Source organism: Paenibacillus sp. JNUCC 35 (genome assembly GCF_058269095.1).
Genome location: NZ_CM177771.1, coordinates 450001 through 468822, shown reverse-complemented (window position 1 = coordinate 468822; position 18822 = coordinate 450001). Strand labels below are relative to the sequence as shown.

At 51.9% G+C, this 18822-nt stretch carries 10 protein-coding genes, 14 tRNA genes and 2 rRNA genes (1 of these 26 only partly in view); 5 read left to right on the top strand and 21 right to left on the bottom strand.

Annotated elements, in window-relative coordinates; all coding sequences use genetic code 11:
* Nucleotides 1–100: 100 nt before the first annotated feature.
* Nucleotides 101–400 (bottom strand): 4a-hydroxytetrahydrobiopterin dehydratase, encoded by a 300-nt coding sequence (locus AC2TF6_RS02190; RefSeq protein ID WP_491309777.1) that lies wholly within the window; start codon nt 398–400, stop codon nt 101–103.
* Between the two features lie 20 nt (nt 401–420).
* A complete protein-coding gene (locus tag AC2TF6_RS02185; RefSeq protein WP_491309776.1) occupies nt 421–1569 on the bottom strand; it encodes a sensor histidine kinase in 1149 nt (382 codons plus the stop codon).
* A 1258-nt stretch (nt 1570–2827) separates the two neighbouring features.
* Between AC2TF6_RS02185 and AC2TF6_RS02180 the strand changes: the two genes are divergently transcribed.
* Nucleotides 2828–2983 (top strand): hypothetical protein, encoded by a 156-nt coding sequence (locus AC2TF6_RS02180; protein WP_491309775.1) that lies wholly within the window; start codon nt 2828–2830, stop codon nt 2981–2983.
* A gap of 315 nt (nt 2984–3298) precedes the next feature.
* Here the strand turns inward: AC2TF6_RS02180 and recQ are convergent, their stop codons facing one another.
* Both recQ and AC2TF6_RS02170 read right to left on the bottom strand, forming a co-directional pair.
* Nucleotides 3299–5098 (bottom strand): DNA helicase RecQ, encoded by a 1800-nt coding sequence (gene recQ, locus AC2TF6_RS02175; RefSeq protein WP_491309774.1) that lies wholly within the window; start codon nt 5096–5098, stop codon nt 3299–3301.
* A gap of 74 nt (nt 5099–5172) precedes the next feature.
* Complete coding sequence (locus AC2TF6_RS02170) at nt 5173–5472, bottom strand: hypothetical protein (protein WP_217562842.1); 300 nt, start codon at nt 5470–5472, stop codon at nt 5173–5175.
* A gap of 421 nt (nt 5473–5893) precedes the next feature.
* Between AC2TF6_RS02170 and AC2TF6_RS02165 the strand changes: the two genes are divergently transcribed.
* The 4 genes from AC2TF6_RS02165 (at nt 5894) to AC2TF6_RS02150 (ending at nt 13869) form a co-directional block, all read left to right on the top strand.
* Nucleotides 5894–7483: an SWIM zinc finger family protein gene (locus AC2TF6_RS02165; protein ID WP_491309773.1), complete on the top strand. Its 1590-nt coding sequence runs from the start codon at nt 5894–5896 to the stop codon at nt 7481–7483.
* On the top strand, nt 7480–10362 hold the full coding sequence (locus tag AC2TF6_RS02160) for a DEAD/DEAH box helicase (RefSeq protein WP_491309772.1): 2883 nt from the start codon (nt 7480–7482) through the stop codon (nt 10360–10362). The genes AC2TF6_RS02165 and AC2TF6_RS02160 overlap by 4 nt, the downstream gene beginning before the upstream one ends.
* Before the next feature lie 139 nt (nt 10363–10501).
* Nucleotides 10502–10555, top strand: a complete 54-nt coding sequence (locus AC2TF6_RS02155; protein WP_367869717.1) for a hypothetical protein — start codon at nt 10502–10504, stop codon at nt 10553–10555.
* Between the two features lie 428 nt (nt 10556–10983).
* Entirely contained in the window at nt 10984–13869 is a 2886-nt protein-coding gene (locus tag AC2TF6_RS02150; RefSeq protein WP_491309771.1) for an ATP-binding protein, read from the top strand.
* Between the two features lie 341 nt (nt 13870–14210).
* Here AC2TF6_RS02150 and AC2TF6_RS02145 read toward each other — a convergent pair whose 3' ends face one another.
* The 17 genes from AC2TF6_RS02145 to AC2TF6_RS02065 form a co-directional block, all read right to left on the bottom strand.
* The gene (locus tag AC2TF6_RS02145) at nt 14211–16370 is read right to left on the bottom strand and encodes a methyl-accepting chemotaxis protein (protein ID WP_491309770.1); all 2160 of its coding nucleotides are present in this window, start codon (nt 16368–16370) and stop codon (nt 14211–14213) included.
* A 383-nt stretch (nt 16371–16753) separates the two neighbouring features.
* A tRNA-Arg gene (locus tag AC2TF6_RS02140) sits at nt 16754–16827 on the bottom strand.
* A gap of 7 nt (nt 16828–16834) precedes the next feature.
* Nucleotides 16835–16908 (bottom strand) — tRNA-Pro (locus AC2TF6_RS02135).
* Between the two features lie 10 nt (nt 16909–16918).
* Nucleotides 16919–16995: transfer RNA gene (locus AC2TF6_RS02130), tRNA-Arg, on the bottom strand.
* An 11-nt stretch (nt 16996–17006) separates the two neighbouring features.
* A tRNA-Gly gene (locus AC2TF6_RS02125) sits at nt 17007–17081 on the bottom strand.
* A 7-nt stretch (nt 17082–17088) separates the two neighbouring features.
* Nucleotides 17089–17172, bottom strand: a tRNA-Leu gene (locus tag AC2TF6_RS02120).
* Between the two features lie 14 nt (nt 17173–17186).
* Nucleotides 17187–17262 (bottom strand) — tRNA-Lys (locus AC2TF6_RS02115).
* 9 nt (nt 17263–17271) lie between these two features.
* Nucleotides 17272–17346: transfer RNA gene (locus AC2TF6_RS02110), tRNA-Gln, on the bottom strand.
* Nucleotides 17347–17371: 25 nt separating this feature from the next.
* Nucleotides 17372–17447 (bottom strand) — tRNA-His (locus tag AC2TF6_RS02105).
* 24 nt (nt 17448–17471) lie between these two features.
* A tRNA-Asp gene (locus tag AC2TF6_RS02100) sits at nt 17472–17548 on the bottom strand.
* An 8-nt stretch (nt 17549–17556) separates the two neighbouring features.
* Nucleotides 17557–17633: transfer RNA gene (locus AC2TF6_RS02095), tRNA-Met, on the bottom strand.
* Between the two features lie 17 nt (nt 17634–17650).
* Nucleotides 17651–17726, bottom strand: a tRNA-Val gene (locus AC2TF6_RS02090).
* Nucleotides 17727–17771: 45 nt separating this feature from the next.
* A tRNA-Glu gene (locus AC2TF6_RS02085) sits at nt 17772–17843 on the bottom strand.
* A gap of 11 nt (nt 17844–17854) precedes the next feature.
* Nucleotides 17855–17928 (bottom strand) — tRNA-Met (locus AC2TF6_RS02080).
* Nucleotides 17929–17935: 7 nt separating this feature from the next.
* A tRNA-Ser gene (locus tag AC2TF6_RS02075) sits at nt 17936–18027 on the bottom strand.
* Between the two features lie 50 nt (nt 18028–18077).
* Nucleotides 18078–18194: ribosomal RNA gene (gene rrf, locus AC2TF6_RS02070) — 5S ribosomal RNA — on the bottom strand.
* 135 nt (nt 18195–18329) lie between these two features.
* Nucleotides 18330–18822: ribosomal RNA gene (locus AC2TF6_RS02065) — 23S ribosomal RNA — on the bottom strand (it continues 2425 nt past the right edge of the window).

Genomic DNA, 18822 nt, shown 5'->3' with positions numbered 1-18822 from the left:
TGAATGGTTTTTCTTCTATTTTAACAAACGGCCATGCCCTCCCACAAAAAGAGACCGCAAGACAGCGGTCCTCTATCTATCATCCGGCCGGAGCCGGAAGCTAAGCTACGGGAAGCACACCGTCGTATTGTACCGCTGAAGTAAAATCAAGGTCTGTGAGACCGCCGGCATCATGCGTGCTGAGCTGCATTGTGACCCGTCTGTCGTCCACTTTGATAAAGGGATGATGCTTTAGAGACTCTGCCACCTCGGCCACACGGCGGACAAAATCAATGGCCGTTTTGAAATCACGGCATTCATAGGTCTTCTCGATTGTGCGTTCGTCCCGCAAATTCCAGCCGTTCAATCCGGCCAGCTTCACGGCCACCTGATCGTACGAAAGCTTGTTTGCAGCAGCCATTGTGCTCCCTCCTTTCCCCTCTAAGCAGAAATACCCTCCAGGAATGGGATTCGAATCTCGATTTGTACACCTTTGCCACGCTCGGTATCCATATAGAACTCACCGTTCATCAGCAGCACCCTTCCCTGCATCTGATCGAGCCCGATGCCCGCTCCCGAAATAATCCGGTTCTTGCGGTTCATCTCTTTTAACTGGCGATCGAACCCGACGCCGTCATCCTCATAAAACAGACTGATGCTGCTGTTCTCCTCCACCAGACGGATCGTGACATGCTCGGCCTGCGAGTGCTTCTTCGCATTATTGAGCAGCTCTTGGATCACCCGGAACAGATGCTTCTTCCTTTCGACCTCAAGCAGCTCGATCTGCGCCGTACAGTCCGCGATAAAATCAACCTGAAATTCGCTGTAGGAACTCTCCACATCGACCAGTTTGCGGATACTGCCGACCAGCCCCGTCTTTTGCAGCACATAAGGATTCAGCTCGAAGCAGCTCTGCCGTAAGTTTTCATTAATCAAATCGATATGCGTCAGAATCCCCGTCAACTGCCCGTACTCGTCCGTCATCTTGGGGAAACGCTGAAGAATCGGGTACAGCCTTCTTTTGAGCAGAAAAAGATCCTGCATCGTCGTATCATGCAAGTCCATCGCAATGCGGATGCGCTCCTTCTCCTGGATGTCATACATCGTTTTGCGGAGCCACACAAATTCCGGCGTCGCCTCCTCGTTCGGGATGTTTGCCATCAGCTCGTACATTTTCAGCGTCAGCTTGCGGATGAGGTACACGTTCTCCAGGCTTGCGGACAAGTAGGTCACGATTAAATTGATCCAATGCCGGTCCTCTTGGCCGAGATGGGTGTTAGACTTTTTGCCCGTTACAACCAGGAAACTTCGGTATTCTTCGTGCCGGTTGATTTCAAAAGCCGTATACTTGTCCCCTTTGTAGACTCCATTTTCCATAGATGTTTTAACATCCTCCTCATCAATGTCACCAGCCGTGATGACTTGGATGCCGTCCTTTTCCACAAATACGATGGCGCCACCGTGGATTTCCAGCGTATTGATAATATCGTTGAGGATGATTTCCTTAAGCGCGTTAAAATTGGTAACCGTTCCGAGAGCTCTGGAAATTTTCTTAAGGGACAGCTGTAAAAAGTACTTACGAGGAAACATGAATTTTTCAAGATTAATCGAAAAGTATTCTATGAAGTAGGCAAAGACGGAGAAAATGGATAAAGCAAGAATAAAAATATAAGTAATTTCAATCCATGAAATATTTCTGTGAAAAATGAAACTGATGAAAAAAACAATTAAAAGGCTCGGTGGCACAGAGATAAGCGCAACAAATAGCACCCGCCGCATATACAGGTCAAGATCATAAAGCTTTTTAGATAAAATAAGATAGGCGAAAGTAACTGGAAAAATAAAAATAAACCAACTGGTGTAGAAAGAGTGAACCAGTTCTCTCTTCATAAACATTGCGGGGAATAAGGAAAGCAAAGCAAATGGAGCAAAGCTGACGAATAAAGAATACCAGATTGTTCTAAGTAAAGAACTTAGCTCTCTATTTCTTCTGACTTGTTTGTGTACACGGCTTAGATACCAGAAGTTATTGAACAAACACAATAAAAAAAACGGTATAACGGTTAAATTAAATGACCTATATATAGTATAGGACAGTGACTCTATAAAAAACGAACTTCTTATTACAGTCCCACCGATCACTAAACCATACCAAATTTTCAACGCATTTTTAGAAAAAAGATTAACCCCTTTCTGTTTAAAGAAAATCATCAAAAAGTGTAGAAAGAAACAAGGAATTAATAGGATGAAAGTACATATTAAAATTTTGCCGGAAATATCCCCGCGATTTGAAGCCCCGAGAGTCATAAAGGTTGCGCCTATTGCAAAAAAGACCAAAGCCAAGTAAATTGCTGATAGCTCTTGATTACCTCCCTTACCCTTGAAATAAATAAAACCAGCAAGAGCGAAGCAAATAATCTCAAAGAATAAGGCTATCAAATCATGAATTTGGATATTAGCTTCATCTTTAAAGTAGACTTCATTGGATTCATTGTCCCTTAGGTATGTAATGGAACGGGCTTTCTCCACATTCCTCCATAACTTAAACTCTCTATGTTCAGATAATTCCTCATCGTTAACTTTTTGAATCCTATCACCGGTTTGCAAACCATATTGCTTGCCTACCCCCAATTCATCAAAAGAAGCAATAACCCAATCTCCGTTATTATTTTTGTCTATATAAATCCCTAAATAGGGATGAGTATAAACTAAATTCAAAAAATGAGTCTGTAAGCCCACTAAATATAAAATACATATAAAAAAGATTAATTTTCTCCTTGCCAATATACTTCACTCCTACTAAATGCTATAATAATTATAAATTTTTAACAATACAGGAGGTTTTTATATGAATCATGAACTTATCTTGTGGTCACCTGAATTGAAGCGGGAAATAAGAAGCGAAAAATTAAAAAATAGGGTCTCTAGTACTAATGAAACCGTTCAAAAAATCATTCAAGAACAGACTGAAAAAATTGGAGTACGCAAAATCGCTTGGTTCTAGCATAATTTTACCTTTTATGAATAATCATGTATATCTTTTTTTAATGTATCCAAACGTCTGTTTTTCAATTTAAAATGCCCTCTTTTTCATTGTCATCGCCAAGAAACCGCCTTTATTGAAGGCGGTTTCAAAATATCCGCGACAGCCACAAAAGTAGTGAAGTATATCCAAAGGTCCGCTCTTGAGCGGACTTTTTCTCTTAACGACAAAAAAGCACTCTTTAAAGAAGTATTGGAATCAGCGTAAGCTTTTGTCCAACTTATCCTTAAAGAATGCCTTATAAATACCTATAAACAATAAGTCCCGTGCCTCACATCAAAACTCCCCCGCATAAGCCTCCTGCTCCCGCACATATTCCTGCAAAAGCTCCAGGAAAGGAAGACCGTAATTGCGGAACTTCACCTCGCCGACGCCTTTGATCTTCAGCATCTGGGCCTCGGTCGTCGGGCAGCGCTCGCTCATTTCACGAAGCGTGCTGTCGTTGAAAATAATGTACGGCGGCACTTTTTCCTTCGCGGCCATGTCCCGGCGCAGCAGGCGCAGCTGCTCGAACAGCATGTTGTCCACGGCGGACTCCAGCGGCTGGCTCGGGGTGACCTTCTGGAACACCTGAACACGCCCTTGCAGAACTTCTACCGCCGGCGCTTGAAGCCGGACCACAGGATATTGCCCCTCGGACAATCCCATGTACCCTTCGGCGATAAGGACATTAATCAGATCGGCGATTTCTTTCTCGGTCCGGTCCTTCATAATGCCGTAGGTCGGCAGATTGTCGAACTTGTACTGAAGCACCTTCTTGTTTCTCGATCCTTTCAGCACGCCGGCAACCATCGAGATGCCGAACCGTTCCTGCATACGGCGCACACAGGAGAAGATTTTCTGCGCTTCCACCGTAATATCGACGGTTTCGCGGTCATCCTTGCACGAGCTGCAGTTGCCGCAGGGAACAAGCTCGCCCTCATCTCCGAAGTACTGCAAAATATAATTTTGCAGGCAGCGCGGTGTGTGGCAGTAGTCGATCATTGTCTGCAGCTTCTTGTACTCGTTGCTCTTGCGGTCCTGGGAAAGCTGATTCTGCTCGATCAGGAATTTCTGCGTCAGAATGTCCTGGGCGCTGAACAGCAGCATGCATTCGCTGGGATCTCCGTCACGGCCCGCACGGCCCGCCTCCTGGTAATATGCCTCCATGTTTTTCGGCATATTGTAATGGATCACGTACCGGACGTTGGACTTGTCGATCCCCATCCCGAACGCGTTCGTGGCGACCATCACCCGCACGTCGTCGTAGAGAAAGGCCTCCTGGTTGCGGGCCCGCTCCTCGTCGGAAAGTCCGGCATGATAGTGCCCGGCGGCCAGCCCTTTACGGCGCAGCTGCTCGTACAGCTCGTCCACCTCTTTACGCGTGGCGGCGTAGACGATGCCGGGTTGGTGAGTGTGCGCCTTGGCATAGTCGAAAACAAAGTCGCGTTTGTTGACGCCCCGCAGTACGGACAGCTCCAGATTGCTCCGGCCGAAGCCCGTTACCACGACCTCCGGGTCGGCGAGTTCCAGCAGCCGGGCGATATCCTGCGTAACCTCCGTTGTCGCCGTAGCGGTAAAAGCCGCAACGAGCGGACGGCTCGGAAGATCCTGTACGAACGGAGCTATATTGACATAGCTGGGGCGGAAGTCATGCCCCCACTGCGAGACGCAGTGCGCCTCATCTATCGCAACGAAGGAGATATTCATGGAATGCATCCACTGGCGGAACCAGTCGGATTCAAGCCGCTCGGGGGCGATATACAGCAGCTTGTACTTGCCCTGCATCGCCTCCCTAATCCGGCGTCCGGCTTCTCCCGCTTCCAGCGTACTGTTCAGGAAGGTCGCCGGAATGCCGACCGTATGCAGAGCATCGACCTGGTCCTTCATCAGCGAGATGAGAGGCGAGACGACTAGCGTAACGCCCTCCATCATCAGCGCCGGGATCTGGTAGCAGATCGATTTCCCGCCGCCGGTCGGCATAATGCCGAGTGTATCCCGTCCTTCCAGAAGGGCGGAAATGATGCGTTTCTGCCCTTCCCGGAATTCCGGATATCCGTAATACTGCTGCAGAAGCTCTTGCGCTTTGGCTAGCATGTTAGATTGCACCTCTTGTTTCTTTTCCTGGGCGGTCCGGCCTTCAAAGACCGGAACCTCTTTCGTATCCGTGCTTACGCGGATGTCAGCCGCACAATCGTGACAACCTGATCGTCATGGTCGATCTGAATAAGGTGTCTATCCTTCAAATAGCGCACCTTCGCGTCCGCAATCTGGAGCAGCGGCTCGGAACCGAGTCCGTAGAACACATCGTCGGCCAGCGTACGAAGGCATTCCTGACGGTCTTCCTCGGGAAGCTCATGCCAATCCGACTCGCTCATTTCAAAAAATCCGTAAAACCCGTCCACATGTCCAAGCCCGTTCATCAAATCGCGGATGATGTCTTCGTACTCTCTGCCGAACTTGATCCCCATACGTTTCGAGTGCCTCCCTTAAGTGGAAAAGGCTCCTGCTCCGGAGCCTTGCTCTTGTGTTCCCAGTATACCACCGGGATGTTTGAATTTCCAAACCTGCGTTCGTTTTTTATTATTTTAACCGAATTCCTGAATCAGCAGACGTATAGTGGTAAAATGGTAGGAAGGCCCCGGCGGCCTCACCCTTTTTCCCCTGCCGGTTTATTCTTTTTATTACATGCCGGACCGTGCGCAAGCGTGCTCCCGAGCGAGGGCTGCCGCCTCCCGGCAGATGCGGTTTTTTTACAAGGCTGAGGCCCCTTTCGCCTATCTTGATGGCACGTCTAAAAAATCCTCCATTAGCCAATCCTAAACCAATGGGCAAAACAGGAAAAAATCTGGTACTATGGAGAGATAAGGATACCCCGGAGGTTCAGAAGGAATGCTCGAACTGCAAATACCCAAGAACAGAATGAACTACTTGATCAAGCAGATGCAGACCCACATGGACCCCGAGGATATGGAACGGGGTTGGATGTTTCACCACAAAGGCCGCGTAAGCGGCGTGGAACTTGTGGGAGGAACGGTCGTGCATGCATCGGTACGGGGCAACGACCGTTACCATACCACGATCGATCTGGAAAGCTTCAGTGCAGGTGACTGCACCTGCTCGTTCGATAAACCGTGCAGACACATGGCAGCGGTTATATTTGCCTTGTACGTTCCTCACGGCAGGCCCGAACTGCTTGTTCAAGAGTTGAAGCGCGCGATGACGACGAAACGGAAGCCCGCCAAGAACGCCGACCGCGAGTCCAAACGCCGCACTTCCGAACCGGTGCCGGGAGGTTCTCCCGAAGATTGGCACCGCTTTTTTGAAGCGCAGTATCACGGTTTTTCGATTTCTCATCAGTATTCGTTCGATTTGTTTGTCACTTCCGCTTTCGAGCGGTTTCAAGCTTATGCCTCCGGCTGGCCGGACGGCATCCGCCTTTTATACGACCTGCACGTGACCCTTTTTGTGATGCACCGCATGGAACAGTTTTTTGGAGATACGAAAAGTTCCTACTTATCCGGCTATCATGAGTCCAACGCCACAACGGCCGCGGCCGACTGCCTGTCCCGTCTGGACCGGCTTCTGGCTTCGCCGGCACTTCCGGTCTCGGTCAAAGAGCACCCCAAACGCTGGACGGAAGCGTTGAACCGCCTGGCCTCTCTGGCCCTCCAGGGCAAAGAGGGACCGAACGACTGGCTGTATGCCTACCGGGCGGTATGGTGGGCTCTGCCGAAGAAAGCGGAATGGAGCAAGCGTGAGAAAGAACGGCTGGATAAACAGCTCCAGGAACGGGAGGAGGGCCGCCGGAACCGCAAGCAGGACGTTCTGCTTGTGGCCCGGGCTCATTTCGACCTCATGGAGAACAGTCCGGACGCGGCGTTTCTTAGACTGGAGGCTCTGCATCAGCGCAGAGCAAGAGATTTTATCCTCTATATGAGACGCTGCCATGAACGCGCCGAATGGGACACCTTGCTGAGCTGGCTCCGCTGGCTCGCTCCGACCATGCAGTCGGCGGCCCAGGACGACTTCCGCCTGCTCTGCCAATATTGGACGGACGCCGCCAAGCATGCCGATGCGGACGACGAATGGGTTCGCATCATGGAGACGCTTCTTCCGCGTTCCTACTATGTTTACACCGGCTATTTGCTTCAAACGAAGCGCTACCGGCAGTGGGTGGATCTGCAAATCGCCAACCGGATCGGCCCCCAGAACCTGTATGCCCTGGAGCTGAGATCGGTAGAGGAATCCGATCCGTCCCTCCTTCTCCCCCTGTACCATCAGGCCGTGGAACGGTCCGTGCTGGAGAAGAACCGGACGTCTTATAAAACCGCTGTCCGCCTTCTGAAAAAGCTTCACGGCTATTACACGACCCTCGGGCGGAAGCGTGAATGGGAGACATACATTAACCGGTTGTCGGATCACTTCGTCCGCCTCCGCGCGTTTCAGGAAGAACTGGAGAAAGGAAGCTGGCTGCCATGATAGAAACGAGTCCGCTGACGGTTCATGCCGTCTGGATGCCGTCCGGCGCCTTCTTCGTATGGGGAACCCGCGAGAACGGCGGCATCTGGGATGCACAAGATCTGAAGGGCCTGCTTTTCGCCTGGCATGCCCCTTCCTTTTACGGAACCTTTATTGAAACGACCGAATGGGGACACCGCGAAGGCTTGTCCCTGCCCGCACTAACGGCGCTGGATTTTTTCGGCGATCCGCATACCGTGAAGCATCTTTCCATCCGCTGGGATACGGATACAACGAATCTCCGAAAACTCGCTCCCGAAGTTAAGGAAGCGCTTGCCGCAGGACGCTTCGTTCCCGATTACGAGCAGTGGAAGACGGGCACCCTGAGCTGGAAGCTACAGCTCGAAGGGGAAGCCGCCGCGTCCGTCACCTCGCAGGCGGAGCTGTGGCTCGACCAGCTCATCCCCGCCTGGATCGAAGCGGACGGCTCCCGCAAGGCGGCGCTCCGCCGGCTCGAAGAGGCGCATCCGCTGCTGCGCCTGGGCACACGTCCGGCCAATACTTGGCTGGACGAAGAGGACTGGCTCGTGTCGATCGGCTGGAAGCACGATCCGACGCCGTTCCGCGCAAGCCTCCAGCTCATGGAACCCGAAGGGGACCCGGACTGGAGGCTGCAGATCCTGCTGCAGGACCGCTCCGACGACACGGTCCTGCGCGCCGTAACTCCGGCGGGCGAGCCGCTGGAAGGCGAGCTGGCCCTGCCGGAGTCCTGGATCGCGGACCTCGGACGCGTCCCGCGGGATGTCGGCAGATGGCTGCGCCTTCTGCCGTGGCTGAACGCGGCGGACGAAGGCGAGCCGCCGCAGCTGCGCACGCGCCTGAGCGACGAGGAAGCGTGGCGCTTCCTTGCGGAAGGCAGTGTGCGGCTCGTGGAGGCGGGCTTCGCCGTCATGCTGCCCGCCTGGTGGGAACGGGCGCGCAAGCTGCGCCCCAAGCTCCAGGCCAAGCTCAAAAATTCGCTTGGCGGTGGAGGCGGCGAGTCGATGTTCGGGCTTACCCAGCTCATGCAGTTTGACTGGCGCGTCGCCATCGACGATTTCGAGCTGAGCGAGGAAGAGTTCCTCCAGCTGCTCGAAGAGAAGCGCAAGCTCATCCGCATCCGCGGCCGCTGGGTCCAGCTCGACCCGCAGTTCCTGCGCCAGGCGGAGGAGCTGCTCGCCAGAGCGGACCGCCAGCAAGGACTTACGCTGAGCGAGGTGCTGGAACTCCAGCTGCTGGGCGGCGGTACGGGCGGAGAGCCGGAAGGACCGGCGGACGAAGCCGCCGATCCCGACAACCGGCCGCCGGCGGTCGAGATCGAGCTGACCGGCCAGCTCCGCCGGCTGTTCCAGCTGCTCACGCGCACGGCCGAGCTGCCCCGCATCGATCCCCCGGCTTCGTTCCTGGGGACGCTGCGGCCTTATCAGCTGGAGGGCAGCACGTGGCTGCTCTTCCTGCGGCGCTTCGGCCTGGGGGCTTGTCTTGCCGACGACATGGGTCTCGGCAAGACCATCCAGTACATCACCTATCTGCTTCAGGTGAAGGAAACCGAAGCCCCGGAAGCGCCTTCCCTGCTCATCTGTCCGACCTCCGTAATCGGGAACTGGCAGATGGAGCTTCGCCGTTTTGCGCCGAACCTCCGCGTTCACATTCATTACGGGCCGCAGCGCGCCAAAGGAAGCTTCTTCCCGGAATCCGTAGAAAGCGCCGACTTGGTCATCACCTCGTATACGCTTTCCCATCTCGATGAGGAGGAACTGCGCGAGGTGTCGTGGAGCTCCATCTGTCTGGACGAAGCTCAGAACGTCAAGAACCCGTACACGAAACAAGCGGCTGCTATCCGCAGTTTCTCGGGCCTCCACCGGATCGCCTTGACGGGGACACCGATGGAAAACAGGCTGACGGAGCTGTGGTCCATCTTCGATTTCCTCAATCCCGGCTATCTCGGCACGCTCACGCAGTTTACGCGCCGGTTCGTCACGCCGATCGAGAAATCCCGCGACAGCGGCCTGATCTCCGGGGTACAGCGCCTCGTGCGGCCTTTCCTGATGCGCCGCATCAAGAAAGACCCCGCCATCCAGCTCGATCTTCCGGAGAAGAACGAGTCGAAGACGTTCGTGACGCTTACAGCCGAGCAGGGTACGCTCTACGAGCATTACATCCGCGACCTCTTCGAGAAAGTCGACGCGATGTCTCCGATGGAGCGCAGAGGGCATATTCTTGCCGCTTTGACGAAGCTCAAGCAGATCTGCAACCATCCTGCGCTCATTATGCGCGAGGGACCTCGCACCGATTGGCGCAACCGCTCCGGCAAAGTGGAGCGTCTGCTCGACATGGTGCAGGAGCTGCGCCAGCAGGGAGATAAGTGTCTGATCTTCACCCAATTCGTGGAGACCGGCCATCTTCTCCAGGAAATTTTGCAAAGCGAGCTAAGCGAGTCCGTCTCCTTCCTGCACGGAGGCACTCCGCGGCAGACAAGGGATGCGATGATCGCCCGCTTTCAGAACGCGGAGCTTCCCCTGGAAGAGCAGTTCTCCGTCTTTCTGCTGTCGCTTAAAGCAGGCGGAACCGGTCTGAACCTGACGGCCGCCAATCACGTCTTTCATTTTGACCGCTGGTGGAATCCCGCCGTGGAGAACCAGGCAACGGACCGCGCTTTCCGGATCGGACAGACGCGGGACGTGCAGGTGCACAAATTCGTTACGCTCGGTACGCTGGAAGAGAAAATCGATGAAATGATCGAGAGAAAGCTCGGTCTGAGCGAGCAAATTGTGGGCAGCGGGGAGAATTGGATTACGGAGCTGTCTACGGACGAGCTGCGTGATCTGCTTTCTTTACGGATGGAATGGATGAATGGGTGAAATGGTAAAAAATGCTATAACTTTTCCCACATTGGTGGTATACTAAAGTTACAATAGACTAGGCATTTTCAAGGGTGGTCGGCTAACCTTCTCGAGTAGGAGGTGATGCCCTGTGGAAGTTAAAGACGCTTTGACGCTGATGATCTCATTTGCGAGCTTAGTGGTTCTCATTCTTTCACAGAAGAAGAAATAGACCTCCCTTGGGCAACCGGCCTTGGAGGTCTATCTTCGTCACACCATATGCAGCTGATCACCCTTGAAGGGCGAGCTATTGAAAAAGACCGCAGATGCCCCCGCATCCGCGGTCTTTTTGGCATGGAGAACGGTATAGCTTATGCATAAAAATACAAAAGTGCCACGGCTGCACGCGCACACATAATCCATCTATACGTTAGTTACCCGTATTTTAACACAGTGCATCGGCAAAACAAAATCAATTCTTCCTTAAATCCCTGAATTCAGGTCGGCATTATGGCTTGGCCTACTTCCATTTTACCCCATTTCGCTCTGGAGAACAATGACGAAAAGCACGCTCGTTTTATGCAGGATTCCGTCTTTTCATGTCGAATGTGGACTGTTGCTGGATTTTTCCAGAATTATTTTCAGAAACCAGGTGAACGCATGAAATTCAACCGCTCGCGCTTATCTCTTTCGTATGTGATTGCCATCGTTTTGCTCCTTGCTCTCGTCGGAACGTCCAGTTACATCTCTTCATTGAATACGGAGCGGCAGAGCGATGCGGTTATTGAAGACGCCATTCCCGTCATATCGGCAGCCAACAATCTCCTTCAAGACCTGCTCAACCAGGAAACGGGCATACGCGGCTACCTGATCTCCAGCGATCCGAAATATCTGGAGCCTTACGAGAAAGGCAAAGCGGCACTTCAGAAAGACCTGGAGGTCATTCGCACCCTTGAATCGGGTCATGACGATCTCCGTATTCTCATACAGACACAAGTGAATCCGCATATCCAGAAAATGCTTGCATTCTACACCTCCCAGATCGAACTCGTGCAGACCGGTAAAGTACAGGAAGCCCAAGGGCGGATTAATATCGGCAAACAGTATATGGACCAGTACAGAACTCTCCACCTGAGCATCCTGGATGCGTTGAACAAAATCAGCGAATCTTCCCACGACTCCATCAAGAGAGCCGGGTCCGTCTCGCGGATGATCATTTTGAGCGGCGGCATTCTCGGTATCCTGATCGGAATCTGGTCAGGCCTGATCCAACTGCGCGCCAGCCGTGCCGAATCTCAGCTCCGCAAGAGCGAGGAAACCTACCGGTTCATGGCGGAAAGTCTGGAAGCCCAGAACGAGGAAATTATCGCCCAGCAGGAAGAGCAGCAGATTACGCTGGCTAAGCTGTCCGACCGCGAACGGGAGCTGGAGCTGATCTCGAATTATCAGGAGAAGCTGACGGGCTTTACGGAGCTGAAGCAATTCCTGCAGCATTCGATCCCTGCCCTTCTCGATTCCGTTAGCTATGACGCGGCTCTTGTCGTTCTCAAGAGCAAGGAGGCCGAACACTATGAGGTTCTCTTCTCCAGCGGCTATCCGCGCAGTTTCGCCTCCAGAGCCCAGAGCGAGCTTTACGGCGCGTCTCAGCGTGTGTTCGACGAAGGCTGCGCTTTTGTTCAGAAGCGGGAAGCTACCGAGGCGGAGCGGGGATTTCATGACGGCATTTCCGTTGCCGTCGATCATTACTTCCCTCTGCAGGATGACCAGCAGCAGGTGATCGGCTTCCTGCTCCTGACCAACTTCCACGGCTTCGACCGGCATGAAGAGAAGGAGCGGCTGACGCTGGGGCTGATCCGTCAGTTCGATCTGGCGTTTTACGCCCAGATTATGAACGACGAGCGCCGCAAGCAGGCTGCGCATCTGGAAGAGCTTAACGATCAGCTCGTCCTGGAGAAGCAGTATATCGAGTCCCAGCGCGATCTTATCGAAGGGATTCTGGAAGCGGCGCATGAAGGCATGATGATGTGCGACAAACACGGCAAAATTCTGATTGCAAACAATCAGATGCATAAGTTTTTCCATCTGGACGAGCAGATCGGACACGACTTCGTGGATTCCTGCCAGGAAATCGCCGCGGCGTCAAGCGGATTCACCGGCGTTTCGCAGTCCATTAAAGCGCTGTTTGACGGCGATATCAACCAGCTTAACGAGCGCTTCACCTTTATGAACGGAGAAGAGCCGCAGTTCACGGAGATTTACGCCACCTCGGTCGGCGAGAACGATAGCGATGAATCCGGTTATCTGTTCGTGTTCCGCGATCGGACGGAGGAAGAGCGTATTGATGCCATGAAAAACGAGTTCGTCAGCATCGTGTCTCACGAGCTTCGTACGCCGCTGGCCAGCGTGCTCGGTTTCATCGAGATTCTCATCCACCGTGAGCTTCCACGCGAGAAACAGCAGAAATACCTGGATACCATTTTTAAAGAAGCTACGCGTCTCGCCAATCTCATTAACGATTTTCTCGATCTCCAGCGGATGGAATCCGGCCGCCAGGTGTATCATTTTGCCCCGGTGGATACGAAAGAGCTCGTTTACGATATCGTCGAGAAATGGCAGGACAAACAAAACCATGACATTGTGGTATCCGTCCTTTCGCCGGCAGAAGTTTGGGTCCGCGGGGATAGCGACCGGCTCCGCCAGGTCGTTCAGAACCTGCTCAGCAATGCGATCAAATATTCGCCGGGTGCGGAACGGGTAGATCTGCAGATCCGCGAAAGCGGCGGTTCCGTTTTCATTGATGTGACCGACTACGGGCTCGGAATTCCGGAAGAGGCGAAAGAGCACCTTTTCTCCAAGTTTTACCGGGTAGATAACTCCGACCGCAGGCAAATCGGCGGTACCGGACTAGGACTTGCCATCGTCAAAGAGATTGTGGAAGGCCATCAGGGTAAGCTCACCTTCCGTTCCCAGATGGGTAAAGGGTCTACCTTTACAGTCGAGCTGGTTCCGTTTGAAATGGTCTCGCTAAATAACAAAATCGTTATTTTCGAGGACGACGACAACCTCGCTAAACTGATCCAGGTCGCGCTTGCGAAGCTTCAGCTTCCTTCCGTTCAGCTCCGTTCCGCGGAGGAAGGCATTCTCTCCTTAAAGCGTAAAACGACGGAAGCGCCGCTGCTCTTCATCGTGGACATTCATCTGGAAGGCAGCCTGACGGGATGGGATTTCATTTCGGAACTCTACCACCATCCCGTTTATAACCGGACGCCTGTCATTGTCTCCACCGCTTTGGAGCCGCCTCTCGATTACCATGAGAAAGATATCGAGAAGTTCATGCGGAAGCCGTTCACTATGGAAAGACTCATTCAAGTCGCTCAGGATCTTCTCAGCAACAGGGACAAGCCTTCCTATGTCTTTCCGTCGCAAGACCGCAATCTGATCACGTCCTCCTTGGCGCGTAACGGGATTAAAGTACATGATGTCAAAGTAAACGCCGACACCATTGAATTTGAGATCGAAACGGAAGATGAAGAGAAGGAATCCTGACCTTGTATTTTAAAAGAAAACAACAAGAAGCTATCCCGGTGATCCGGTGATAGCTTCTTTGTTGTTTGATCTGCCAGTCGTTGATTGTACGCAGGCTGCGTTCAGATCTATTTCTGCGGCCAACCTGGACAAACCTTAAAGACTCATCTGTTTCGGATTTACTCCTTTGACGCCTCACCTTGACTGCAATTCTTCATTCCGCATGAAGAGCTCATACACCTAGCTATCCTCTGCCTTGTGCTCTGTAGCTTTGTAGCTCTGTAAGGGCACATTCAGGCCCATGTAAGCCCTTGTCGGCATTTTACCGGGTCAATCCTATTCCTATCGGTTACACTCTATTTCTATGTATTGCCCTTATCCATTTTGCCTTTTTTGGCCGGTTTGACCGGTTTGTCCGGCTTCTGCCGTGTCTGTTTCGGCTGTTTGATCTTTTTGTTCCTGGCCTCTTTGTCGTCGGTTTCGTTGTCTGCGGATGCGTTCCTCTCTACGGTAAACTTGCCGGACAGCTCCTGGAGTTCGGAAGCTAACCGGGTAAGCTCGGATGCGGAGATGACGATCTCTTTCATACCGGCGTGCTGTTCTTCCGTCGAACGCGACATGCCGTTCATTTTGCCAAGCGAGTCTCTGGAAATTTGAACCGTTTCCTGCATGGAAGCCGCGACTTCTTCCGTACCGGCCGAAATTTGCTGTGCCGCCGCGGAAACTTCCTGGATTTGTCCGTTAATCGACGATACGGTCTCGAGAATATCCTCAAACACTCTATCCGTATTGCGTACCTGCTCTACGCCCCGGTCCACTTCGGCTTTGCCGTGCGACATCGACGCGGCAGCCTGTTTGGTGGCCGACAGGACTTGTTTGATCGTGTCGTTGATTTGGATTGTCGCTCCGGAAGTTTGTTCCGCAAGATTTTTCACTTCCTGCGCAACCACGGCGAACCCTCTTCCGTGCTCTCCCGCACGCGCCGCCTCGATAGAAGCGTTTAAAGCAAGCAAATTCGTCTGTTTGGCGATTTCAGATATAAACCCGACTACTTGATGAATACGGGCTGAGCTTTCCTCCAGCGCCTTTATAGTCAGGGAAGTCGCTTCCACTGCTTCGCTTGCCTGTTGGATTTGGTGAATCGCATCCTGCATGTCTCTGGAGCCCTGGTTTACTCTTTGCACGGCTCCCTGCGCGACTTCCGACACCGTGGAGGCGGAATCCGCAATTTTGGTCACACCCGCCGCCATTTCATTCATGGCCTCCGTTGTCTGTTCAGCCGTTTCGAATTGGGTCTCGGCCCCTTTTACCATAACCAGGACGGTCTGATTCACATTCTGAGAAACATCCGCCGATTGGGTTGCAATAGCGCTTAATTGCTGGGACGATGCCGCCATATGCTCAATCGCCATGCTTAACTTCTGGAGAAGAGCAGAGAAGGAATTCAGCATCTCGTTGATGTTCTGCTGCACCTCTCCCATCTCATCCTGCGATTGTACTTTTAACCTTCTGGACAAGTCCCCTCCGGCGATCCGTTTCATCATAGCGGAAATACCGAGAAGAGGCTTCAAAATAAACGTAGACAGCCAGATAGCGGCAGCTACTACTACAACAGCGGATACGAGAACGATTATCTTGGCGACGAAGTTTACCTGATCAACCTGCGAGTAAATTTCATCCGGGTTTCCTGTTACGACTATGCGCCAGCCAGGAACCTTGATTTCTTCGAAAGCCGCGACCTTATTGGTATTATCTTTTTCTTTATAAGCCACTTGCCCCTGCTCTTTAACAAGTACCGTATTTTTGTAGAGCTCCAGTCTTTCCGGAGTCGCTATATCCGATAACGGCTTACCGATACGGTCCACCTGAGGATGAACCATATAGATGCCTTCTTTGGACATGAGATACGCATATCCGGTTTCGCCAATCTTTACCTTGTTGACCTGACTGATCATCCGGCTCGGATTTATTGCGGTTTGCAGCATACCTGCGAATTGTCCATCTGTCCCTATGACAGGCGCGCTGACCTTCAAAGAATATTGATTGGAGCTGGAGTCCTTAATAATATCGGACACAACCCGTTTCTTCGTATCTTTAATGCTTTTAAACGTCTCGTCATTCGCGAGACTGCTTTTCTTGCCGTTCTGGTCGATCGCTTGTCCGTCTTTATCCGCGAACAGAGCAATCTTCACCTCGTTGTCGTTCTCCGACATCGTTTTAAGAATCGCGATTTTCTGTGCCTCCGTTTGAGTGCCAATTTCAGTATGATTTTGGATCACGCTTTGAACCGTAGACACTTTCTGAACAAGTGTGGAAGATATGTAATCGGCCGTATACGTGGTTATCTTCACTTGATTATCCTCAATACTTTTCCGGAGTACCGATGTGAATTGATTACTGAGAAAATATTCCGAGACAAGCAGCGGAACCAAAGCCAAAATTAATAAAAGAAGCGGAATCTTCACCTTTAACGAGTTCCGGTTCAATCCTTTAAAGCTTTTCGTTATCATTTGTTTTTTCATCTCTTTAATCCCCCTCTTCCTGTTTAGCGTCTATGTATTTACTTAAAAGAGATGACATCTATTTTCTATGTCCTAATCAAGTATATCGGTTTAATGGGGTTAAAAGTTTTGAACAATGGTCAAAAAATACACATAAAATTTACATCAAATAACATAGGAAGTGAGGTTTTTTAGACAGAAAAACTCTATAATTCCGATCAATAAATGTATGATAACCCTTTCATTATTCGTTTTAAAAATATACAGCTCATCGCTTAAATTTAGAAAGAGCTGCATAAAGTAAGTCACAGGCTGAGGAAAAGAGGAAAAAAATAACATCTTTCAAGGAAAAAAAGATGATAACAAAAGAAGCGCAGATCCTGTAAGATCTGCGCTTCCCGTGACGTCCCAGGAGGGATTCGAACCCCCGACACACGGCTTAGAAGGCCGTTGCTCTATCCAACTGAGCTACTGGGACAGACGTATCGGGACGACACGATTTGAACATGCGACCCCCTGGTCCCAAACCAGGTGCTCTACCAAGCTGAGCTACGTCCCGAAAGTAATAATGGCGTGCCCTGAGAGATTCGAACTCCCGGCCTTTTGATTCGTAGTCAAACGCTCTATCCAGCTGAGCTAAGGGCACGTATGAAATTATGGAGCGGAAGACGGGAATCGAACCCGCGACCCTCGCCTTGGCAAGGCGATGCTCTACCGCTGAGCCACTTCCGCATAAATCTGGTGCGCGTGGAGGGACTTGAACCCCCACGTCAAAGACGCTAGATCCTAAGTCTAGTGCGTCTGCCAATTCCGCCACACGCGCACATAAAACAATCATGGTGAGCCATGAAGGACTCGAACCTTCGACACCCTGATTAAAAGTCAGGTGCTCTACCAACTGAGCTAATGGCTCATAACTAAATGGCTGGGGGTATAGGATTTGAACCTATGCATGACGGAGTCAAAGTCCGTTGCCTTACCGCTTGGCTAACCCCCAATATTTAAAACTCATATCAAGGTAATGGGGCGGACGAGGGGAATTGAACCCCCGAATGTCGGATCCACAAACCGATGCGTTAACCACTTCGCCACGACCGCCACAAAAACTAGCGTTGTTAAAAATGGCGGAGCTGACGGGATTCGAACCCGCGGTCTCCTGCGTGACAGGCAGGCATGTTAGGCCTCTACACCACAGCTCCATATAAATTGGTTGCGGGGGCAGGATTTGAACCTGCGGCCTTCGGGTTATGAGCCCGACGAGCTACCGGGCTGCTCCACCCCGCGTCAGTAAAAAGCATGTATGGTGGACGCTGACGGGATCGAACCGCCGACCCTCTGCTTGTAAGGCAGATGCTCTCCCAGCTGAGCTAAGCGTCCATAATTGAATCTTGCTGTACTACTTCTTACCTTAAGAAAGGTAAATGACCCGTAGGGGATTCGAACCCCTGTTACCTCCGTGAAAGGGAGGTGTCTTAACCCCTTGACCAACGGGCCTTATGTATCTATAGCGGCGGAGGGGCTCGAACCCCCGACCTCACGGGTATGAACCGTACGCTCTAGCCAGCTGAGCTACGCCGCCTTAATACTGGCGGAGAGAGAGGGATTCGAACCCTCGAGACGCTTTTGGCGCCTACACGATTTCCAATCGTGCTCCTTCGGCCAGCTCGGACACCTCTCCATTGTGCATACGAGACAAAATCCCATAAAAAAACCCACAGTTGTGGGACTGCTTGGCAACGTCCTACTCTCCCAGGACCCTTCGGTCCAAGTACCATCGGCGCTGGAAGGCTTAACGGTCGTGTTCGGGATGGGTACGCGTGGTTCCCTTCCGCCATCGTCACCAAACAGGTGTCTATTCAGACACACCAGGGTTGCTCCCTGAAAACTAGCAGCGAAACGTGCAGTCGATCCATCCAAAGATCTTGTGGTGCATATGTGTCATATGCTTTCGATGCGGCCTTTCCTGTCGGAAAAAGCCTTGTGGTCAAGCCCTCGACCGATTAGTATTGGTCAGCTCCACACATTGCTGTGCTTCCACCTCCAACCTATCTACCTCGTCGTCTTCAAGGGGTCTTACTAATTGGGAAATCTCATCTTGAGGGGGGCTTCACGCTTAGATGCTTTCAGCGCTTATCCCTTCCGTACATAGCTACCCAGCTATGCCTCTGGCGAGACAACTGGTACACCAGCGGTACGTCCATCCCGGTCCTCTCGTACTAAGGACAGCTCCTCTCAAATTTCCTGCGCCCGCGACAGATAGGGACCGAACTGTCTCACGACGTTCTGAACCCAGCTCGCGTACCGCTTTAATGGGCGAACAGCCCAACCCTTGGGACCTACTTCAGCCCCAGGATGCGATGAGCCGACATCGAGGTGCCAAACCTCCCCGTCGATGTGGACTCTTGGGGGAGATAAGCCTGTTATCCCCAGGGTAGCTTTTATCCGTTGAGCGATGGCCCTTCCATGCGGTACC